The sequence below is a fragment of the Sphingomonas sp. PvP018 genome (genome assembly GCF_017876865.1).
Lineage (GTDB): Bacteria > Pseudomonadota > Alphaproteobacteria > Sphingomonadales > Sphingomonadaceae > Sphingomonas > Sphingomonas aerolata.
The window spans coordinates 2398830-2419999 of record NZ_JAGIOU010000001.1 but is presented as its reverse complement, the minus strand read 5'-3'; the positions used below and the strand labels follow the sequence as shown (position 1 = coordinate 2419999).

Genomic DNA, 21170 nt, shown 5'->3' with positions numbered 1-21170 from the left:
GGCGTGCATTCGCGAGCGCGATGTTCGAAGAAGGAGCACCCGCCGCACGCAAGGATAAGCATACGATGCATCTCGTCCAGAACCTTCCCAGCGACAACCACGGCGATGCGCTCGGGGCGGTCTTCGAAGGCGCGGGACGGATCAGCGTCGCCGTCGCGTTCCTGAAGTACGGGGGCGCGAAGATCATCGGACCGCTTCTCGAAGCCAGGCTCGAGGCCGGCGCGACGGTGGAGGCGTTCATCGGAAGCGACTTCTACATAACCGAGCCGAAGGCGTTGACCCACCTGCTTGCCATCGCGAAGCGTTTCGAGGGCTTCGAGCTCTTCCTCGCGGACAGGGCGAAGGCGTCCTTCCACCCCAAGCTCTACGTCGGAAGAAGCGAGACGCAGGTCCGATGCCTCGTGAGATCGGCGAACCTGACGGGCGGCGCCATGGCGACGAACGAGGAGGCGTCGCTCCAGGCGGCGGTCGATCCGGACGCGATGCTGTCGACCGATCTCGAGGCAGCCTTCCAGCGGTACCGCGGCGACGCCCGATTCCACGAACTCGACGACCTCGTGCTCGGTCAATACGCGTCGAGGCACAAGCAGGCCGAACGCCTGCGGCGCAGGCTCGAGAAGGAACTCGAAGCCAACCTAACGTCGCAGTTCGATCTGCGCCGGCTGGACGAATATCACGCGCAGTACCTTGCGGACGACGATCTGAGCGAGGCGCTGGAAAAACGCCGCGAGGACCGAGCGGAGGCGTTGAAGGTCCAGCGGTCCATCGCAGGACTCTCCCGCACGCCGAAGCTATCGAGAGCGGACAAAGCCGCTTTCGCGGACGGCCTCGGAAATCTGATCTCCTCGAAGGGAGGGTATCGGCATCTCTGGCACTCCGGAGACATCCACCGTCGCGGATCAGAGGCCCTTCTGCATCCGAGAAGGACGATCGATCTGTTCGCCGAGGGGCGGAAGGCGGCGAAGCTGGGTCCCGAAGCGGGATACGAGAAGCTCCGCCGTATCGCGCTGGACATCCCCGGGGTGGGCGTGAACATGATCACCGAGATCCTCTGCACCTTCGCACCGGGTCGCTACGCCGTCTTCAACGGCAATACGTCCGGCGCCCTGGCCGCGATCGGCGTCGCGGCGCCCCGCAACCCCACGCTCACCGGTTTGTCCGGCGCGCGATACGCCGGTCTGTGCGCGACCATCGACGCCCTGCGGGATCGCATCGACGGCGCCGACTTCACCGATGCCGATGCGTTTCTGAACTGGCTCTACTTCAGAACGAAACCCGCCAAGCCCGTCGACGGCAAGTGAGCACAAGTCCCCAAACGTCAAGGTGCGGCCCTGCCGTTCGGTAATGCGAGCATCCATGAACGCGGGTTCGGGGCTCGACGAAGATCCCGCCGCCGCGGAATGCCCTATCGGCGGCATCGCCTCGAACGTGTATCGATATCCGGGGGAGCGGTTCATGCAGGAACAGGTTCGACATGATCACGGCCATGCGGTGCAGGGCGGCGACATACCGGCACCGGTCGCGGGGGACCACCGGCGATCGGTGACGATCCCGTATCGGGCGAACCTCCTCGGCAACATCGAGCAGGCGTTGAAGGGTCTGCAGGGCTACGGGATCATGGCGCTGGAGCTGATCCAGAACGCCGACGATGCCGGCTCCGAGCGCCTGCTGATCGACGCGCGCGACGACGCTCTCGTCGTCGGCAACGACGGCGTCTTCACCAGCTGCGGTCTTCTAGACACCGAGTGCCCCTGGATCCGCAGCGGCGACGCGTCCGGTCTCAAGCGGCCGTGCAACTTCCATGCGATCTCCGAGATGGGCAGCAGGAGCAAGCTGCACGCCGCCGAGCAGATCGGACGGTTCGGCATCGGATTCGTCTCGGTCTATCAGATCACGGATACGCCGATCGTCCGATCGGCCGGTGTGGAGCTGCGCTTGAATCCCCAGACGCAGGAGGTGGTGAAGACCGATGTCGGGTCGACGGACGGAACGTGTTTCATCCTGCCCTGGGCGTCGGCGGAATCAGAGGTCCGGGTCGGTCTGAACGCTTCGCCCACGCCCAGCGACGTTGCCGACAGGGTGGTCGCCGAGATCGCACTGGTCCTCCAGGGCAGCCTGCTGTTCCTCCGTCACGTCGAGCGGGTCGAACTGCGGCGCAACGGCCGTACGGTCACGATCGTCGAGATCGAACGCTCGGCGGATGAGGTCACCCTCCAGTTCACGCCATCCGACGTCACGCAGCGCTGGCTCGTCCTCTCCCGGGATGCCCACGACGTCCTGGCCGCCGCCAAGCTGTTCGAGCGGTTCGAGGCGCTCACCCGGTTGGAGCGCTCGCTTACCGTGAACGTCGCGGTGCCCATCGACATCGAGCAGGTCGACGGCCTGCTCTACGCATATCTGCCGACCCGTCAGGCGACCGGGATGCCGATCCACGTCAACGCGGACTTCTTCCCTCACGCGAGCCGACAGGCGATCGTTCTCGAAGGCGAACAGCACGAGAGGTATTGGAACGAGGCGCTCGTCGAGACGGCCGCCGCGGCACTGGCGGAGAACTTCGCCCGCATCCGCGATCTGCTCGGTCCCACCCGGCTCTGGACGCTGGCCGAGAGCGCGTTCCGACGCAGGGCGGAGCCGGCGTTCAAGGCGTTCTGGGACCGCCTCGCCAAGGTCGCGGCGGAGACGCCGTCCATCTGGACCACCCGCGGCGAATGGCGCCTCCCCAAGCTGACCTACCTGCCACCCGAGACGATGACGACGTCCGACCAGACCGCGATCGCCGATCTCGGTCTCTCGCTGATCCATCCGGAACTGCGGCGGCACTGGAGCGTGCTCGCGAGCGTCGGAGCGCACCAGCTCCGTCTGTCGATCCTGATCGCCGCGCTGCAGATCCGCGGGGATCATCCGACGGCAGGCGGGGAGGGGGCCCTCGCGAGGCTGTGGTCGGCGATCAGCGTGATGATGGAGGCAACGTCGGAACGCAACGCCCTGATGCTGGACCTGCCCAGACTGAAGGCCATCCCCTTTCTGACGGACGACGACGACAGGCCGATCAGCCCGGCGGACGCGAGGAGGCTGCCGCTCGGCGTGCCTCGCGACGTTCTGCGCAAGGTGGTCCCCGGCCGCCGCATCGTGCATCCGGACGTCCTGAAGATCCCTCGTCTGGGGGAACTCGTAACCGAGCATCTCCTGGACGATCTCGCGACGGATCTCGTTGCCGTCATCACCGACGAGGTCGCCGCAGAGGCGGTCATCGGATCGGGGGATGAAGACGTGCGACGGTTCTACTCCCTCCTGACGTCGTTTCCGACCGGTCGGGGGACGGTCACGGTCGCGCGCGTCCTCGCCGACGTTCCCGTGCTCCGGACCGGCACCGGCTTCGTCAGCCCGTCAAGGGGCCGGCTGCCGGGAGACTTCCGCGATCCCATCGGTCACTTCGAGATCGTCGAAAGCCGCCTCTTCGCCTCCGAGATGCGGGAATTGGCGCGAGGAATCCTGAACGTCGACGTCCTGACCTTCCGCGACTACGTGTCGGAGCATCTCGGCGAGATCATCGAAGGCGGCGTGACGCGTCAGCAGTACGGCGCGCTGATGACGGAGATCGTCAACCACCGGTCGCAGCTCGACGAGGACGGAACGCTCGGTGCGTTGGCCAGGATTCCGTTCGTCCGGACGCGCGCCGGTACGTACGTGCGCCCCGGCGAGGCCTATGTCTGGACCGCAGCACTCGAAGCCGTTCTCGGGACCGCCCCCGATCGCTGGGTCGATCAGTCGTGGATGCCCGCGCAGCTGCAGTCGAGAGCGCGGAATCTGTTCGATCGGCTCGGAATGCCGTTCACGGTCGCGGCGGAGCACATCGTCTTCAGGATCGAAGCCATCGCGGCGGCGGGTGGGGGCATCGACGCGATCGTCGCGGGCACGACCCCGATAATCAGACACGTCCTGGACCGCTGGTCGCGGTTCACAGACGGGGATCGGATCGCCCTGAGCCGACTGAAGGAGGTGAGCTTCCTTTCGGCCGTCGTGGACGGGGAGCGCGACATGCGCCTGAGATACTCTCCTCGCGGGGTATATCGCGCAGGCCGTGCTCCGGGCTTCTCGTCTCAAGTGCCGGTCGTCGAGATGACGGCGCTTCGTCAGGCCACTGCGGCGGTGTTGGAATTCCTGGACCTGATCGAGATGCCGGCGGAGCCGGCCACCGAGAAGCTCGTGGCGCATCTCGAGCACTGCATGGGCACCGACGCGCCGGTGAACGACCTGACGTACCAGATGCTCAACGAGCGGTTGGAGCGGGCCGACCACCCGGAGTGCATCGACCGTCTCGACGGAACCGCCTTCATCCATGTCCCAGAGGTCGGGTTCATCGGTGCCGGCCAGGTCTTCTGGGTCCCTCCGATGTTCGGAGGGCACTGGCATGCCGCGAGCCCGAGAATGAGGCAGCGGGAGCAGCTCTACCGACGCCTCGGCGTCGTCGATGAGCCCGGACCGCGACACTTCGCCGTTCTCGCCCTGCGGATCGCGTCGAGTCCGGAGAGGTCCGCGACCGACATGGCCATCCATGACCGATGCCTCACGGTACTGGTGGAAGCACTCGAAAGGGAGGACGGCGGAGCGTCGGACGCGGTCGACATGCTGCGCGACGAGGACGCGTTCCTCAACGTCGAAGGCGGGGCGACCTGGACGGGGAAGGCCGTTTGGCTGGACTCGGAGCAGCTCGCGGCCTCGTTCGGTCCGGTCCTCGACGACCGCCTCGTGCGCCTGCCGGCGGTCAGCCGATCGGCGTCGATCCGGTTCCTGAAGCGTCTGGACGTGCCGGCCCTCACGGACATAGCACGGTTCCGGTTGGCGGCCGAACCCGAAGGGCGGCCGGCGGTCGCTGCGACGTCGCTGCTGCGGTCGAGAGCGGACCTTCTCCTCTGGCTGGCGCCCAACCGGGCGAGCCGGACGGTGCTTCGCCGGATCCTCCTCGCGATCGAGATCCGCCTGTCGGACCAGCTGCTGGTGCAGGCCGAGATCGACGCGTTCGATCCTTCGGTACTCTCTCCGGCCGTATCGGCGCCGGCCTATCTGGACCGGGAGACCGGGGTCCTGCACCTCCGCAGCGCGACGGGGCGGGTGGACTGGGCGGCGGCGTTCCGCGCCCTGTTCTCCGAGATCGAGCGGTTCAGCCCCGCGGTCGACGTACCGCCGCTGTGCATGACGGCGGCGTACATCATGTCGCATGCGGATCGGATGGACGCCGAGCAGGCACTGGCCGCGTCGGACTTCAAGGCTCCGGACGATCTGGACGTCGAGATCGCGGTCGGCCGCGAACTCGAGGACGAGGAGGTCGACGAGCCCCTGGAGGAGGATTCGCGAGCCGTCGACCCTTCCGAGCCCGGAGACGGCGAGCCGTCAGCGCCGCGATCGATCGACTACGAAGATCCCGAAGACGGCGACCATGCGACGGGGGGTTCCGATCCGCCCGAACTCGGCGGCTCCGACGGAGGGGCGGACGATGACGCCACGCAGGACGGAGCCCAAGACATGGGCACGGCGGGCGGATGGGGTTCGTGGAGACCGGCCGGGGGATCGCTTCCGGGCGCAGGCGAAGCGGATGGCGATCCGGGTTCCGACGATGACCGCGAGGGGGTGGCCGGCGATACCGACGAGGATGCCTATGGCTCGGCTTCCGGTCGCGGAGGCTTCGGGTCCGAGCCCGGCGAGGAGGCGGCTCCCCACGGGGTTGCGGACACCGCTCCCGGTCACGGGAGCCCGATCGGCGAGGGACGAGCAACGGGTAGCCCGTTCGGACGGGGCGGCGACAGGGTCGATGCCGCGGCGGAGCGTCAGGTGCGGCGTTCGCGCATGCTCTCCTACGTATCGCGGAGCGGCAGCCGCGGAGAGGGGGATGCCGCCTCCTCGGCGGGTGCGGATGACGCATCGGTCCTCATCGACGCCGCCGCCATGAAGGCGGCGCTCAGCTACGAGCAAGGGCGTGGATGGGAGCCGGAGCGGCAGCCGCATTTCAACCCCGGGTTCGACATCGTGTCGAAGTCCCCTCGTGGCGAGCGCCGTCTGATCGAGGTCAAGGGGCTCGATGACGAATGGACCGAGCGAGGCGTAAAGCTCAGCCACGTCCAGTTCTCCATGGCCAGAGAGCATCCCGACGAGTTCTGGATCTACATCGTAGAGCATGCGCGGGATCCGGAGCGGCAGCGGGTGACCGCGATCGGCAACCCGTTCGGCAAGGTCGAGGAGTACTGGTTCGACAACAACTGGAGGGATGCCTCGGACGAGCGGGCCTCCGCGCGCGAGATCCATCTGAGGGAGGGGCTGAGGGTCCAGCATCCTCTGTGGGGAAGGGGCGTGGTCGTGGAGATCAGGTCTCGCGGCGCGATCCCGTTCGTCGTCGTCGACTTCGGCGCGGTCGAGGGGAGGCGCGGCATCCCCTTCAACTCCTCTCTCCGGATAATCGACTGATGGCGAGATGCTTCCCGGATCCTCGCCACGCGGTCTCCGACTCCGACGCGGAACTGGTCGTGTTCGGAGCCCTCGCCGAGCAACTGGGCCCCGAGTACGCGATCCTGCATTCGGTCGCGTGGATCGCACGTCCCGGCGGCGGCGGCGGAGCGCGCGAAGGGGAGACCGACATCCTCGTAGCCCACCCCGCGAAGGGTCTGCTCGCCATCGAGGTCAAGGGCGGCCGGGTCTCGCTCGACTATCGGACGAAGGCCTGGATCTCGATCGACCGGAACGATGCGACCCATGTGATCAAGAACCCGTTCGAGCAGGCGCGACGCGGGAAGTTCGCGCTTCTTGAGAAGCTGAAGGAGAGCCCGGCCTGGAGGAGGCTCGGCATCGGACGCTTCACTCTGGGCTACGCGGTCTTCCTGCCCGGGGTCGGCGACGGAGACCGGCTGCGCGGGCCCGATGCGCCGATCGAGATCATCGGCGACCGGGGCGACCTGTCCGATCTGAACGCATGGATCGAGCAGGCCTTCGCCTACTGGGAGGGCGAACGCGGAGACGATCAGCGCATCGGCGCGCGGGGCGTAGATGCGCTGATCGCGCTCTTCGCGCGCACGGCATCGACGCGACCGCTTCTCTCGGCTCGGATCGCGGACGAGGACGGTGCTCGGCTGGTTCTGACCAATCGGCAGGCAGCGATCCTGGACATGCTGCGCCGACAGCGGCGAGTGATGATCGCGGGCGGGGCCGGGACCGGGAAGACCCTGATCGCGCGCGAGAAGGCCGTGCGTCTCGCTGCCGAGGGGATGCGCACGCTCCTCCTGTGCTACAATCGCGGGCTGGCGGACCACCTCAGGGAGCAGTGCATCGGCATCGAGGGTCTCGACGTTGCGACCTTCCACCAGGTCTGTCACCGATGGATCGACAGGATGAGGACGAAGCATGGGCGGGACCTGCTCGCGGAGGCGCGTGCGGACCTTCCGGGAGGGAACGAGTTCGACCATCTCATGCCCATGGCGCTCGCGGTCGCGGTCGATGCGCTCGGTCCGATCTACGACGCGATCGTGGTGGACGAGGCTCAGGACTTCGGCGACGAATACTGGCTGCCCGTGGAGATGCTCCTCACCCGGCCCGACGAGGCTATGCTCTACGTGTTCCTGGACGAGAACCAGGACATCTACCGTCGTTCCGCCAGCATACCCGTACCCGGCGAGCCGATGATGCTCGACCGCAACTGCCGCAACACCGATGCCATCCACGCTGCCGCCTACGGCCACTATCGCGGTGCGGCCGTCGCGCCGCCCGAGATCGCGGGCGTGGCCATCAAGCGCATTCTCGCCCCCGACATGGAGAAGCAGGCGAGATCCATCGGATCGCTGGTGACGAAGCTGGTGGGTGAGGAGGACGTGGCTCCCCACGAGATCGCGATCCTCCTGTGCGACGCGACCGACCGCTCTCTGCGGGAGCGTGTGCTTCAGAAGCTGCCCCTTCCCGCAGCCGTGAAGCTAGGCCGGGTGGAGGACTTCGGGCCCGGTCGTCTCACGGTCGATACCGTGGCCAGGTTCAAGGGACTTGAGCGCTCCGTGGTGATCCTCTGGGCGTTCGACGGGTGCGACGTGGGCCGCGATCGCGAGATGCTGTACGTCGGCATGTCGCGCGCGAAGTCCGTGCTGTTCGTCTGCGGGACGCGCGAGGCCTGCGATCGCATCCTCGGCGGCGCGGACCGTGAGGGCATTCGGCCAGCCGCTTGGAATGTCGGCGTTTCGGAGTCCCGATCGGGTTCGGAGCCGTCAAGCGCATGATCCCCTTCCTGACGGCGGTCATGACCGGAATCTTCGTCCTTGCGGCTCACGCGAGCGCGGCGTTCGTCGACCTTCACGGGGCCGGCGGCGCGGCAACGACCGGATGGACGAAGTGGAAGGACAGGGTCCGTGCGGTGATCAGGAAGCCTGCGGATCGCTCGCCGCAGCAGGAGAGGAGGGTTCTCGAGCAGAAGCTCGCCAAGAGCAGAAGTGCGGTCGTCGTGCTGGTCGACGAATTGGACCGCGTCGAGGACGACGAGGTGCGTGCCGTCGCGCAGCTGATCAAGGCCATCGGCAACATCAAGGGCATCTCGTATCTGGTCGCCTACGATCCGAAGCGGGTCACCGAGGCTCTCGGCCGCGGCGACGGAAGACGCGGTGAGGCCTATATCGAGAAGATCATCCAATATCCGATACCTCTTCGGCCACTGTTCGGAAGAGACGTCGAGATGCTCATCGACGCGGCTCTCAGGAGCCATGATCTGGTTATGATGGAGGCGGAGCAGGAGCACGAGAAGCAGAACAGGTCGACGTTGATCGGAATGATCGAGACGCCGCGTGACGTGAAACGCCTGATCGGCGCCTATGCGATCCTCGAAGCCGCCGTCCGTCGGGAGGTTTGTCCCTTCGACGTGCTCGGCTACGCATGGATCGTGACGAAGGCGCCGAACCTCCGCACGGTGATCGCGTCGGACATCGACGCAGTCGTCGACGATCCCGGCGAGGCCGGGACGGTGGCCCGGCTCATACGCCGCATGGACAAGGAGAAGGGGCAGACCGTCGTCGATGTGCTCGGATCGGAAGCTGAGGACATGGAGCCTCTCCTAAGGCTGCTCTTTCCGCGGTTCGCGGGGTCCCACGCCGAACCGCCCGATCGTATAGCGCGCAGGAGGAACCTGATCAAGCTTCTCTATCTGGGCAATCCGCCCGACATGGTCCCGAGGACCGAGGTGGAGAGGATATGGAACCTACCCGACGCCGCCGCGATGAAAGGAGCTCTCGGAGAGCTGTATTCCACGGATCGGCTGCGGGGATTCCTCGATCGTGCGGACGACCTGCTCGCCGCGCTCGAGCCGGCACAGGACAGGTTGTTCTGGCCGGCACTGGCCAGTCTCCTTGAGAGGACGAGCGACTGGGCCGACACTCCGGACGTGCGCCGCGCAATCGCCGAGGATGCGACGGCCAGCGTGATCAGGCTGGGCCAGCGAGACCCGAAGCATGCCCATCGCGTCCCGATCATCATGGAGGCGCTCATCGCGAGCGGGGACCTCGTGCTCGTGCCGTCCATCCTCCGCAAGTTGCTCTTCGCGAACGGCCTCACCAAGCATGATCGCAATAGGAGGGAGAGTGGCGTGCTCGGCCCGACGGAGACGCTGTCCTTCGCGGGCCGCGAGGTTCCTCGATATCGGGCGGCCATCGAGAACGGAACGGCGCTTCGGCGGCTGCCGAACGTCGAGGCGATCTTCGTCGTGGCGAACCTGGACCTGTGGGACGACGCGCTGAGGAGTAGCTTCCTCGGTCAGCTTCAAGGTGCCGATGCGCTGACGGCCTTCGCCTCGCTCATGGTGCCGCCGGGATACGGCGTCGACAAGGCGACGCTCGACGAATTGGCCGGGGCGGACGAGATCGCGGATCGCATTGCCGTTCTGGACAAGGCGGAGTGGCCGACGGATGCCTATCTCGTTTCGTGTCTGCGGCGCTTGCGCGCGGCAGCGATGGGTAGGGATACGACATTTGAGCTCGACGAGGACGAAGGCTCCGTGGAAGGCGTCGACTAGGCGCGCAACCGCCGTCTCTCCCGGATCGTGACGCCGGTCCTGGAACCGATGAGACGGATCAAGACCGCCGCTCGTAGGACTCTCCGGCAATGCGGCGGAAGGCCATTCCATGGGACGTTCAGCAGAAGCGGACGTCGAGGCTGCCATCGATCGGGCGACCGAGGGATCCTCATGCAGCGCCACCGGTCGGGACCTGCTTGCCTGTCGTAAGGGGCTCGCTATTCGTCAGGGATGACGAAGGAAGACAGTGGTGGTCGCGGTGCGGAAGAGGCGGCGAAGGGCGAGCCGTCGGCGCCTGCCCAGCGGCCGATCGAACGGCGGCTCAACAGGGTGGACGCGTCCGACGGAACTGATCCCGAGGTCCACGAGAGGGCCATCTTGGGATTGCAGGGCCCGCTCGTCATCGTCGGCGACCCCGGCGCCGGCAAGACGGTGCTCATGGAATCCTTCAGGGGGAGCAAGGACGTCACCGTCGTGGGAGCGGCCCGTCTAGTCCGCATGACGAACCCGGCGAAGATGCTCGGCCCGGTGACGCGCCTCGTCATCGACGGACTGGACGAAGTAGCGTCCAATGCGGCCGGAGGCGGTGTCGATGCGGTGCTTATGAAGCTATCCGAGCTCGATTACCCGGACTTCATCCTCTCTTGCCGAGCGGCCGACTGGCGCGGCGCGGCGGATCGAATCAAGATCAAGGACGATTTCGGGCGCGACGCGACGATCCTGGCGCTGAAACCGTTTGATCGTGACGACGCCAGTCGTTTTCTCCAGACCCGCTTCGCGTCACTCGACGCCGACACGATCCTCGATCATCTCTCCCAGCGCGCGCTTCACGACATCTACGGCAATCCGCTGACCCTGCGCCTGCTCGCCGAGGTCGCGCTTGACGGCGGTGCCCTTCCGGAGAGCCGCGGCGCGCTGCTGGCACGGGCCTGCCCGAAGCTCGTCCTGGAGGACAACGATCGGCATAAGGGCAGCGCGCACGCGGGGCGCGACCCAGATGCGCTGATGCTCGCCGCCGGCGCCGGTTCGGCGGCCTTTCTCCTGTGCGACAAGCTCGGCATCTTCAACGGGGCGACCGCCGATCTGCCTTCGGCCTTCTTTCCGCTCGCCAGTCTCGCAGCGCTGCCCTCGGGTTCCGAGATGGGGCATGCGATCAAGACGCGCCTGTTCAAGGGAGAGGGCGAGAACCTGCTGGTGCCCGTCCATCGGGTCGTCGCCGAATATCTCGGCGCTAAGTGGCTCGCGAGCTGCGTATCGTCCGGGCAATCGGCCAGACGGGTGATCGCGCTGCTGCGTCGGGGAGGCTCGGTCCCGACCTCGCTCCGCGCATTGAACGCGTGGCTTGCCGGCTTCTCTCCCGAGCTCGCCGCACGCTGCGTTTCGGACGATCCCTATGGCGTGCTGCGCTATGGCGACGTCGCCGGCCTCCCGCTCCCGACCGCGCGCGCCCTGCTGCGCGCGCTTGCCGATCTCTCGCGTGAGGATCCCTTCTTCCGGGCGGAGGACTGGTCGCGCCAGTCGGCGAGCGGGCTCGCGAGGGTCGAGCTCAAGGAGGAGCTTCTCGACCTCATCAAGGCGCCCGGCGAACACCAGCTCCTGGGCGGCCTGTTGATCGATGCGCTGCACGGGACCACCCTCGGCGCGGCGCTCACGGCCGAACTCCATGCCATCCTGCTGGACCCCGCCCGGAACCATGCGCAGCGAGCGAGCGCGCTCGACACGTTGGTCGAGCAGGGCGCCATCAGCGACTGGCCCATGACGCTCAAGTCGCTTGCCGCTCTGGGCGATCAGAACTCGCTGCGGATCGCGGCGACTTCGTCGATCGGCATCGCCGTCGCAGACGTCGCTCCGGAGCAGGCGGTCCCTCTCCTGCTCGCTCATATCCAAATGACGTTCAGCCCGATCGGCATCTGGAAGGCTGCCCGGAGCCGTAACACCATTCACGCCGACAGAAGGCTGTTGCGGCAGCCGGCCTCGGTCCTCGACGCGTGGCTCGACACGATCGCCGCCTACGGCCTGATGGTGCGGCGGCAGGATCGACGGCGCATGAGCCTGGTGGATTTCGCGCTTGCGCTGCTCGTCCGCCGCCTCGGACTCGTGCCTGCCCCCTCGCCGGCCGATCTTGGGCGTTGGCTGGACTGGCTGCGCGGGCAAACCGGCTACGACAACAAGGCGCCCAAGAAGATCAGGGCATATTTCGCGGACAATCCTGCGGCGCGTCGAGCGGTCCAGATCGAGATGCTGCTGAACGTGAGTGAGAAGGACCTGATGAAGCTCGCCTTCCGGATCGGCGATTCGACGCTAGGGCTCTATCCCAACGAGGAGGACTGCGCGCATCTCCTCCGCGCCTGGTACGACATCGAGGAGGAGGCGGGTCCCGACACCGAGAAATGGGAGACACTGGTATGGATGGGCCGGACCCGCGATGGGCTGTCGACGACCATGCGCCAGGCTGCCGAGGAGACCACCCGCGGCGATCCCGCTCGATCCGGGATCATCGAGCGCTTCGCCGAGCCCATCGTCGAGCAGCGCGATCCGGAGGACGAAAGATGGCAGGCTGAACGTGAAGCCGAACGCGAGCAGGCCTTCGCCTCACACCGCTCATGGATCGAAACGAACCTCGGCGACGTCGATGCCGGAGGCGCGGTTCTGGAGGACGCCGCTCGAGCCTATCGAGGCGACTTCTCTGATGTGAGCGATCTGCCAGGCGAGCCATCGGAGAAGATGGCGGCGTTCCTCACGCCCTCTTTGGCGCAGCGCGCGCTCTCCGGCTTCATCGCCAGTCTGTCGCGATCGGACATGCCGTCCGCCTTGCGGATCGCCGAGTGCCATGCCCGGAACCAGCGGTACCCGATCGAGGTGGTGATGATCGCCGGCGTCACCGAGATGTTGCGACTGGGCCGATCCCTGGCGACCATCCCGCGGGCCAATCTCAAGAGCGCCTTCATGGCCTGGCGACGTGATCCGGCGTCGAACACCGAGGATCCGCTCGGTATCGAGGAGGCGCTCGCCGCGATCGTACTCGACACGCCGGCCGCGCAGGAGGAATTCTACAGGACGAGCATCGAACCGCAGCTCGCGGCCGACGTCGAGCATGTTTCCGACCTGTATCTCCTGACCCACGAACGAGAACTGGCACCCATCGCGGCACGGCTGAGCCGCGAATGGCTGGGTGGATTTCCGATGGTGCGCGCGACCACGGTGGGCGATCTCGTCACGCCATTGCTCGGGAACGATCCGGCCGACATCCGCGCGACGGCGATCGCCGCCCGCGACCACGTGTGCGCAGACCTCGACGCCGTCTTCTTCTGGTTGGGCGTCGACTTCCTCACGGACTTCGCGGCGTGCGAGAGGCATCTCCGCGAGGCCGCCGCCGACCGTCCCGGCTTCCTCTGGACGTTGCGGCTGGTCACTCAGCCACCGGTCGGGCTGCGCCTGTCGGATCTTTCGCCTGATCAGCTGACTTTCGTGATCGATGCATTCGCCTCGCACTGGCCGTTTGCGAGGCGTCCCGACGAGGTGACCAGGGGGGACACGAACGCCTGGGATGCGGCCGACTTCATCAAGGAGGCGATTGCCGCGCTGTCCGCCATTCCGACCTCCGCAGCCGCTGCCAAGCTGGCCTCACTGCTCACCTCGATCGATTCCGGTTATCTCGAGGATCTCAAGCACGCCGCGGTCCAGCAGCGCCGCGTGCAGGCCGATCACGACTATGTCCCTGCCGATCTCGCCACGCTGAAGGCCGCGGTGACCGGCGCCCTGCCTCACTCGGTCGATGATCTGCGAGCTTTCTTCGAGGACCGGCTGACGGCGTTCAAAGCGAAGCTTGCGGGCAACAATCTCGACAGCTGGGTGGTCTTCTGGGACCGCGATCGGCCCCATGAGGAGAATTTCTGTCGCAACCGCCTGGTGGATCAGCTCTCCTCCGAGCTGCCCGCGGCGATCACGTTCCATCCCGAAGAGCAGATGCCCGGGGTCACGCGCGCGGACATCGGGCTCAGCCTCGACACGATGGTGCTGCCGATCGAGATCAAGGGTCAATGGCACGCTCAGGTCTGGGCGGCGGCGTCGGAGCAGCTCGACGCCCAGTATACGCGCGACTGGCGCGCCGACCGCAGCGGCGTCTACATCGTCCTCTGGTTTGGTGACGTACCCGGCTTCAATCTGCCGCCGCATCCGGATGGCGCGAACGCGCCGGCTACGCCCGATCAGCTCCGGACCATGCTCGTCGAGCGCATCCCTGTCGACCGCCGCCCGTCCATCGACGTGTATGTCTTGGACGTGTCAGGCACACCCGAAGGCCGCCAACGGTTATCGGTCGGGCGGCAACGCAAACGTCGCGCCCCGGCGAAGCCCACGAAACGGACTAGTACGAAGCCTTAGAGACCGTCTTGAATTCTGCCGACCGGGAGATTCGGTCGACACAAGCAGACTGCGCCCCACGCGGTTCCCGACGCCCGCCAGGATGAGCTGGGTCGCGTCGCACAGCACCAGATGCTCGGCCGCAGAATAATATGCAGCCGGCGCTGCTGTCCGGTCTCGGCTTGGCAAGAAGGACAGTGGGCTACATCGATATCAGCGCGATTCCTCTGCCACGATCCACTTCATCATCTCGGATTCCATCGCGGGCAGAGGGACCGATCCCATGTTGAGCAAGGCGTCGTGAAAGCGGCGCTGGTCGAAGCGGTCGCCCAATCGCGCCTCAGCCCTGGAGCGCAACGCGCGCATCTTCATCTCGCCGAGCTTGTATGCGAGCGCCTGGCCCGGCCAGCTTATGTATCGGTCGACCTCGATCTCCACGTCCAGCTTGGCCAGAGCGGTGTGCCCGGCGAGGTAGTCGATCGCCTGCTGCCGGCTCCATCCCATCGAGTGGATGCCGGTGTCGATGACGAGCCGCGCGGCGCGCCACATCTCGAAGGTCTCGCGGCCGAATTCCTCGTAGGGCGTGCGGTACATGCCGAGCTTGGTGCCGAGCCATTCCGAATAGAGCCCCCAACCTTCGCCATAGCCCGAGAAGTACGTTTCGCGGCGGAAGGCGGGGCGGCTGGGGGCTTCCAAGGCCATCGCGGCCTGGTGGCTATGGCCGGGGACGCATTCGTGCAGCGTCAGCGCGACGATGTTGTAGAGCGGTCGCGACTTGAGGTCGTAGGTATTCATGAGGCACGCGCTGAGCCCGCCGCGACCCGAGGTGTAGACCGGCGCGATCGCGTCGGGCACCGGTTGGATCGTGAAGCGGTAGCGGGGCAGGGTGGTGAAGACGTCCTTCAGCCGCCCGTCCATCCGCTTCGCCACGTAGGCGGAGAAGCCGAGCAGTTCGTCGGGGGTTCGGGCGTAGAACTGAGGGTCGCTGCGCAGGAACGCGAGCAAGTCGGCGAAGCTGCCCTTGAAACCGGTGGTGGCGATTGTCGCCTTCATGTCCGCGTCGATGCGCGCCACTTCCTTGAGGCCGATCTGGTGGATCGCGGCCGGCGTAAGCTCGAGGGTCGTATATTCGCGGACCTGGCTCTTATAGAACGCCGCGCCGTCAGGCAGTGCGGATGCGCTGATCGTCGTGCGCGTGCCCGGCAGGTAGGTGTCGCGGTAGAAGGCGAGGAGCTTCGTATAGGCCGGGACCGCGGCCGCATCGACCGCGGCCAGTCCCTCGGCACGCAGCGCGGCCTGCTGGTTCGTCGGGATCGAAGCAGGCATCGTCTTGAACGGTTCGGCAAGCGGATTGTCCGCGCCCGGTTTGGTGAAGGCGGCGATGGTCGCGTCTCGCCCGGCGAGCGACACGCGCGGTGGCGTGAAGCCGCGCTTCAGTCCGGCGCGCATGTTGGCGATGTTCTGGTCGAACCAGCGCGGCACGTCCTTGAGCCGGCCGATGTAGCGGCGATAGTCGTCGGCGGTCTCGAGCGGGGCATAGGGCTTCACCTCGCCCCAGAAGTATGAATCGCTGTTGAGCGGCGCCTCGTAGGTACGGAAGTCGATGTTCGCGACCTCGGCGCGGAGCGATTCCCCGAGGACAGCCGCATTGAGGCGCTCTTCGGGTGAAAGCTGCGCTGCAGGAATATGCGCGATGCGGTCGAGAACGGTGTTCCAGTAGGTGCGCCGGCGCGCCCAGTCAGCAGGGGCGGCGGCAGGGAAACGATCGTCGGACTTGCTGCGCAGGCCGTCCGCGATCTGCGCGAACTCCTTCTGTCGCCAAGCCCATTCGGCGTCGTAGACCGCCTTGAGCTGGACGTCTGCGGGGCTCGGCTGTGCCCATGCCGCTGCTGGAGCAACTGCGAGCAGCACGGTCGCCGCCATATGTCCGAACCGCATCTCGTCCCCTTTTCCGATCGTTGCGGCAGTCGTATCCGCGCGGCTCGGCCAGTGAAAGGCGCGCCGGCTTCGCATCGGTCAGTCGCTTCGATTCGATCGCGTCGCGCCGACGTTCGCGTTTCCTGCTGATCGGAACGGCGGACCGATGTCATCGACGGCAAGGCTGAACCGATCTTCGAAATACGCGAGGGCGTGCCGGGAGAGAATTCCCTTTCAGCCGATGGCGTTCGGATGATCTCGTACTATCCCTCGGTCCTGTTGGCGGTACGTCGCAAACCGCCTTTCGGTCCGGTCTGGTCCGAACGCGGTAGGCGACGCCTCCGGATCATGGATATCCATGTCCTTGCTCCACGCCGGCGCGGGTGGAATGATCGCAGGGAACCCTCCGCCGAGACCGGATGACGATGAACCCCAGCGATACCGAACGTGGGAAGGCCTGGCTCGGCAACTTCGAAGAGGACGAGCAGGTGGCTGCTCGCCTGCTGCTCGATGGCCTCGATCTGATCGGCGCGGACCGTCTGCGCGAGGATCTGTTCCGAGGGATCGAAGCGTTGGCCGCCATCCTGCCATCGCCGATCGCGCTGGTGCCGGTTCGAGCGGTGGACGGAAATCAGAGCTACCATCCGCTGCACAGCCGGGACTCCCGTCCTCAGCTTCTTCCCTCTACCTCCTTTCCGGGGAGCGAAGCCCTGATCGGCAATCTCGCCGCGAGCCTGCGCCGCGGGGCCGAGAACGATGGGCCCTTCGTCGCTGCGCCGAGCCTGCGCAACATGCGGGCCGCGCGCTGCAGGACGGTACTGTTCGTCGATGACTTCTCCGGGTCCGGAGATCGGGTGCTGGCATTCGACAGGGCGTTCCGGCGACATCCCACCATCAGATCCTGGCTGTCCCGCAAGTGGATCGACGTCCATGTCGTCCTCTTCGCCGCGACGTTGGATGCGACCTACCGTCTCGGTCGGCATTTCGGTCGCGATCACGTCCATGTGCATCGAATGTGCCCGACGTTCGGCGATCGCCCATGGACCGGCGCGGAGCGGCAGGCGGTCGAGAAGCTCTGCCGGGACCATTACGTGCCCACCGGCAAGGCCGGCGCCTACGGGTACGGGAACAGCCGAGGGATGATGGCGTTCGTGCATTCGGTACCGAACAATCTGCCCCCGATACTCTGGCAGGCCGGGCGGCGGCTCGGCGACGGCTGGCGTTCCTTCTTCCTGAACCAGGCGGTTCCAAGCGATCTGTTCTCGCTGTTCGGCGACGCATCGCCCGAACAGCGTGCCGAGCAGACGTTCATGCGACTGGGCCAGCGGCGCCTCGCAGCCGGCAGCTGGCGCGCGGTCGCGGGTGCCGAGACGACGCGGGTCCTGCTCGTCCTCTCCGCGCTGTCGCGCCGGCCCGTATCGATCGCCCGCGTCATGGGTCTGACCGGCTTGGCGCACTCCGAGGTGCAGACGATCCTCCACGCATGCCGTGCATGGGGACTGGCCGGGACGACGCTGCGCCTCACCGATGCCGGGCGCAAGGAACTGGCGCATGCGAAGGGCATCCCGCTGCGTGATGAGATTGCCCCCTTGCATGGATCGGATGAACCCTATTATCCACGGTACCTACGGGTGGGGCGGTGACTTCTAGCCATGCCGATCGTTGATCGGCCTCCACGTCGGGAAACCGGCAGGGAAAGCGCGTCGCGCTTACGGAAGAAGCACCCGCCAGACGCGCCGGTAGGAGAAGGGCCCTTCCTCTTTCGTGATGACTGCAGGGCTTGCCCCTTCCCCTATCGACCCGCGGATGCGCCAGAGTAGATGATCTCCGCCTCACCCAACCTGTACCGCAGCGAAGGCGCCGAGCGATCGATCGACCCGCTGATCGTCGAGCACGCGTTGCAGCAGGCGCTGCCGGTCGAACGGAAGAGGCTGCCGGCGATCCTGACGCTGGGACATCTCGCCCATCTCACCGGAATCAACTACGCGTACCTGCGTGCGATCGTCGAGCGCCACGCCGACCCCTACACGCCCTTCCGTATCGGAAAGCGCAAGGGAGGCAGCCGGCTCATCTCGGCGCCCGAGCCGCTGCTCCTCGCTCTGCAGCGCTGGCTGGCCCGCAACGTCCTGAACAACATCGAAGTCCATCACGCCTCCTGCGCCTATGCCCAGGACTGCTCTCCGGCAAGATGCGCGACCCGCCATCTCGGCGCTGCATGGCTGATCAAGGTCGACATCCACGACTTCTTCGAGAGCATCACGGAACGAGCCGCCTGGCGCGTCTTTCGTTCGGCCGGCTACCAGCCTCTGATCAGTCTCGAACTCGCGCGGCTCTGCACCCGACAGCCGCACGGACGTGAGATCGTCAACCCGAAGTGGCACGTGGAAGATGCCGGAAGCTATTCGATCAGACCCTACCGGACCAGGATGATGGGACACCTTCCACAGGGGGCGCCGACCAGTCCGATGCTCGCCAATCTCGCCTCCTTCAGATTGGACGAGGCGCTCGAAGCGCTCGGGGGCCGCTACGGAATGGTGTATACGCGCTACTCGGACGACATCGCCTTCTCGACCGGCGGGACGTTCGACCGCAAGCGTGCCGGCCAGCTCATCATCGAGGTCGAGCGGATCTTCAGGTCCTTCGGTCACGCACTGCATCGCAAGAAGATATCGGTCGCTCCGCCCGGCGCGCGCAAGGTCGTGCTCGGCCTTCTGGTACACGGCTCCAGGCTTCGCCTGACGGGCCCCTACCGCCGCAGGCTCGCCGATCACGTGCGCGGCGTCGAGCAGTTCGGTCTGAGCGCGCACAAGGCGCACCGGCATTTCGCGTCGCTCTGGGGGATGGTCCGTCACATCCAGGGCCTGCTCGGCTATGCGGAGTCTGTCGAAGGAAAGGCCGCCCATGCCGACATGCGCGCACGTCTCGACGCTGCGCTCGCACGGGACGGCTGGCCCGATGGCATGCCGCCCGAAACACCCATGCCGGCGCAGCAGCCTCCACCCGACGTCGGGTCAGCGGCCGTGACTTCGTCTGCGCTTCCTCCCGCCGGCTAGTCTGGGGCTGCTGCAGATCGCGGTCGCATCAGCCGGGGGGGGCCGAGACGACCGCGACGGGGTTGGCCGTCCCTGGCTCACTCGGAAGCGATTTCGAAGGTGATGCCGCCCGTTCGGGTTTCGTGTCGGGGTCGTCGGGCGCTGGCGGGCATTCCGGCTGCGTACGCCTGATCGATGGTGCCCGGGGGCGAGCCGGCGTTCTGCGTTCGTAGGTTCTAGCGAAGCTTCGAGATGCCCAGCGTCCGCTCGATCTGCTTGCGCTGATTCTTGAGGCCGCGAACCTCACCCGGTGTCTTCGGAACGGTGATGTTCTGCAGCCCATTATAGCCTTCATCGGGTTCCAGCCGAATGTGCTTGTTGTCGGACTTGCTGTGGTATCCATGACGTTGAAGGACAGCCGTCACCTCCTTCGCCATCCGCTTCGGGTCCTTGGTCGCACGCTCCAGGTCGGCGAGCAGTTCGTCCAGCCCGGGAGAACGGGGAACACGCTCGACGATACCTTCCCAAACGGCGATCGAACGGCCGTCGATGCCGTTCAGATCCTTTACCGACAGCGCGGTCCGGGCGGCCAGTCGAATGCGATCCGCCATCTCGCCCGGATAGATCTCCTTGCCGACCCCACCGAATACGCCTTCCGTCGTAGAGTCCCGCTCTTCCGTCGCGATCTTCGTGACGGCTTGAGAGTTCTGCTGCTCCTTGAGCCAGCGATTCTCCTCCTGCAGATCCTCGAGCTGCTTGGTGTAGTCGTCGAGAAGCTCGTCCGCGGCGGTCTCGGAAAGCGATCCGCGCAAGGCAACGCGTTGGTTCCTGAGCACCTGCTCCTGCATCGCGGTCCAGTCCCAACCGACCGATGGCATGAAACCCCGCAGACCCACGACCGCGGCCCGGACATCTCCGACGAGGCTGGCTACATCGGGAAACTGCGTCCCGATGAAGAAGCGGCGAATGAAGCCGCGGTGGGGCATCGCGATGCCGAGCGTGCCGTTGTAGATGTTCCGGCCGTCGCTTGATGCCTTCAGGCGGAACGAGAACTGCCGGTTCGGCTCAACAACCACGTGGGCAACGCCGCCCAGATCGTATGCGAGCTTCTCTATCTCATCCGTCGTAAGGAGCCATCCACCGCCTTCTGTGGCCGACACGTATATGATCGGAAGCCACAGGCTCGCCTTGCCGTCGAGGATCAGTTCGGCGAGCGCGACGTCCTCTTCGTCATCCTCCAGCCAAAGCGGCTCGTCGAAGACTTCGATCTCCCCATCCACTGCTCCCCACCCCTCCTTCAGAAGGGCTTTTATCAGATAGGGCTTCTTCGGTGACTCGAGGAATGCGCCGGGACGCTTCGCGATGCACTGGGTCCGGAAACGAATGACGTCCTGTCCGGTGTCGTTCGCGCCGCGCCGGAGTACGGCCTCCGTGCGCCAGACGCGTCCCTGATTGTCCGGCATGTCGTGCTGGAAACCGACCGCGATCCGTACGCCATCCTGCGTGAGCTCGCGCACTCGGAGCTCCTCGCCGGATGCGGCGATGAGATAGACGTTCTCGTCGTCGAACTCGCGTTCGGCCGTCGACGAAAGGATCGTGCTGCCCCGCATCCCCCTGAGCCAGGCGAAGACCTCGGATGGGAAGGCCGCCTTGTTGTCGAAGCGCTTGACGGGGAATTCGGTGGCGAAGGGCTGCATCATGACCATCGTCGCTACGAGTTAAGCGATGTCAATCCCTCGGCCGATCACAAAGCTTCGACCGGTCGACGAGCGTCCGGGGCGCATGCCCGCGGACCGGCATGACGATGCCGGTCGCTTCGATCTGGATGCTTG

The 21170-nt window shown here is 66.2% G+C and carries 9 protein-coding genes; 7 read left to right on the top strand and 2 right to left on the bottom strand.

Annotated features, from left to right (window positions below):
* Window positions 1-65: 65 nt before the first annotated feature.
* The 5 genes from J3A66_RS10565 to J3A66_RS10545 all read left to right on the top strand — a co-directional run bounded on the left by J3A66_RS10565 (window position 66) and on the right by J3A66_RS10545 (window position 14410).
* Entirely contained in the window at window positions 66-1301 is a 1236-nt protein-coding gene (locus J3A66_RS10565; protein WP_209568808.1) for a phospholipase D family protein, read from the top strand.
* Window positions 1302-1356: 55 nt separating this feature from the next.
* The gene (locus J3A66_RS10560; protein ID WP_209568806.1) at window positions 1357-6459 is read left to right on the top strand and encodes a DUF3883 domain-containing protein; all 5103 of its coding nucleotides are present in this window, start codon (window positions 1357-1359) and stop codon (window positions 6457-6459) included.
* On the top strand, window positions 6459-8249 hold the full coding sequence (locus tag J3A66_RS10555) for a nuclease-related domain-containing DEAD/DEAH box helicase (protein ID WP_209568804.1): 1791 nt from the start codon (window positions 6459-6461) through the stop codon (window positions 8247-8249). Before J3A66_RS10560 ends, J3A66_RS10555 begins: the two co-directional genes overlap by 1 nt.
* Window positions 8246-10027 carry a P-loop NTPase fold protein gene (locus tag J3A66_RS10550; protein WP_209568802.1) on the top strand — a complete coding sequence of 594 codons (1782 nt, stop codon included), beginning with the start codon at window positions 8246-8248 and terminating at the stop codon, window positions 10025-10027. Before J3A66_RS10555 ends, J3A66_RS10550 begins: the two co-directional genes overlap by 4 nt.
* A gap of 231 nt (window positions 10028-10258) precedes the next feature.
* A complete protein-coding gene (locus tag J3A66_RS10545; RefSeq protein WP_209568793.1) occupies window positions 10259-14410 on the top strand; it encodes a hypothetical protein in 4152 nt (1383 codons plus the stop codon).
* A gap of 192 nt (window positions 14411-14602) precedes the next feature.
* Here J3A66_RS10545 and J3A66_RS10540 read toward each other — a convergent pair whose 3' ends face one another.
* Window positions 14603-16327 carry a DUF885 family protein gene (locus J3A66_RS10540; RefSeq protein ID WP_209568791.1) on the bottom strand — a complete coding sequence of 575 codons (1725 nt, stop codon included), beginning with the start codon at window positions 16325-16327 and terminating at the stop codon, window positions 14603-14605.
* A gap of 398 nt (window positions 16328-16725) precedes the next feature.
* Between J3A66_RS10540 and J3A66_RS10535 the strand changes: the two genes are divergently transcribed.
* The gene (locus J3A66_RS10535; protein WP_209568789.1) at window positions 16726-17949 is read left to right on the top strand and encodes a hypothetical protein; all 1224 of its coding nucleotides are present in this window, start codon (window positions 16726-16728) and stop codon (window positions 17947-17949) included.
* Window positions 17950-18126: 177 nt separating this feature from the next.
* Window positions 18127-19359 (top strand): reverse transcriptase family protein, encoded by a 1233-nt coding sequence (locus tag J3A66_RS10530; protein ID WP_209568787.1) that lies wholly within the window; start codon window positions 18127-18129, stop codon window positions 19357-19359.
* 215 nt (window positions 19360-19574) lie between these two features.
* On the opposite strand, the gene J3A66_RS10525 is transcribed toward J3A66_RS10530, so the two are convergent.
* Window positions 19575-21038, bottom strand: coding sequence for a hypothetical protein (locus J3A66_RS10525; protein WP_209568786.1), 1464 nt, complete (start codon window positions 21036-21038; stop codon window positions 19575-19577).
* Window positions 21039-21170: the final 132 nt, after the last annotated feature.

Excerpts from the sequence above, each read along its gene's own strand:
- J3A66_RS10565 (WP_209568808.1), top strand. The coding sequence starts at position 66 with ATGCATCTCGTCCAGAACCTTCCCAGCGACAACCACGGCGATGCGCTC.
- J3A66_RS10560 (WP_209568806.1), top strand. The coding sequence starts at position 1,357 with ATGAACGCGGGTTCGGGGCTCGACGAAGATCCCGCCGCCGCGGAATGC.
- J3A66_RS10555 (WP_209568804.1), top strand. The coding sequence starts at position 6,459 with ATGGCGAGATGCTTCCCGGATCCTCGCCACGCGGTCTCCGACTCCGAC.
- J3A66_RS10550 (WP_209568802.1), top strand. The coding sequence starts at position 8,246 with ATGATCCCCTTCCTGACGGCGGTCATGACCGGAATCTTCGTCCTTGCG.
- J3A66_RS10545 (WP_209568793.1), top strand. The coding sequence starts at position 10,259 with ATGACGAAGGAAGACAGTGGTGGTCGCGGTGCGGAAGAGGCGGCGAAG.
- J3A66_RS10540 (WP_209568791.1), bottom strand. The coding sequence starts at position 16,327 with ATGCGGTTCGGACATATGGCGGCGACCGTGCTGCTCGCAGTTGCTCCA.
- J3A66_RS10535 (WP_209568789.1), top strand. The coding sequence starts at position 16,726 with ATGACGATGAACCCCAGCGATACCGAACGTGGGAAGGCCTGGCTCGGC.
- J3A66_RS10530 (WP_209568787.1), top strand. The coding sequence starts at position 18,127 with ATGATCTCCGCCTCACCCAACCTGTACCGCAGCGAAGGCGCCGAGCGA.
- J3A66_RS10525 (WP_209568786.1), bottom strand. The coding sequence starts at position 21,038 with ATGATGCAGCCCTTCGCCACCGAATTCCCCGTCAAGCGCTTCGACAAC.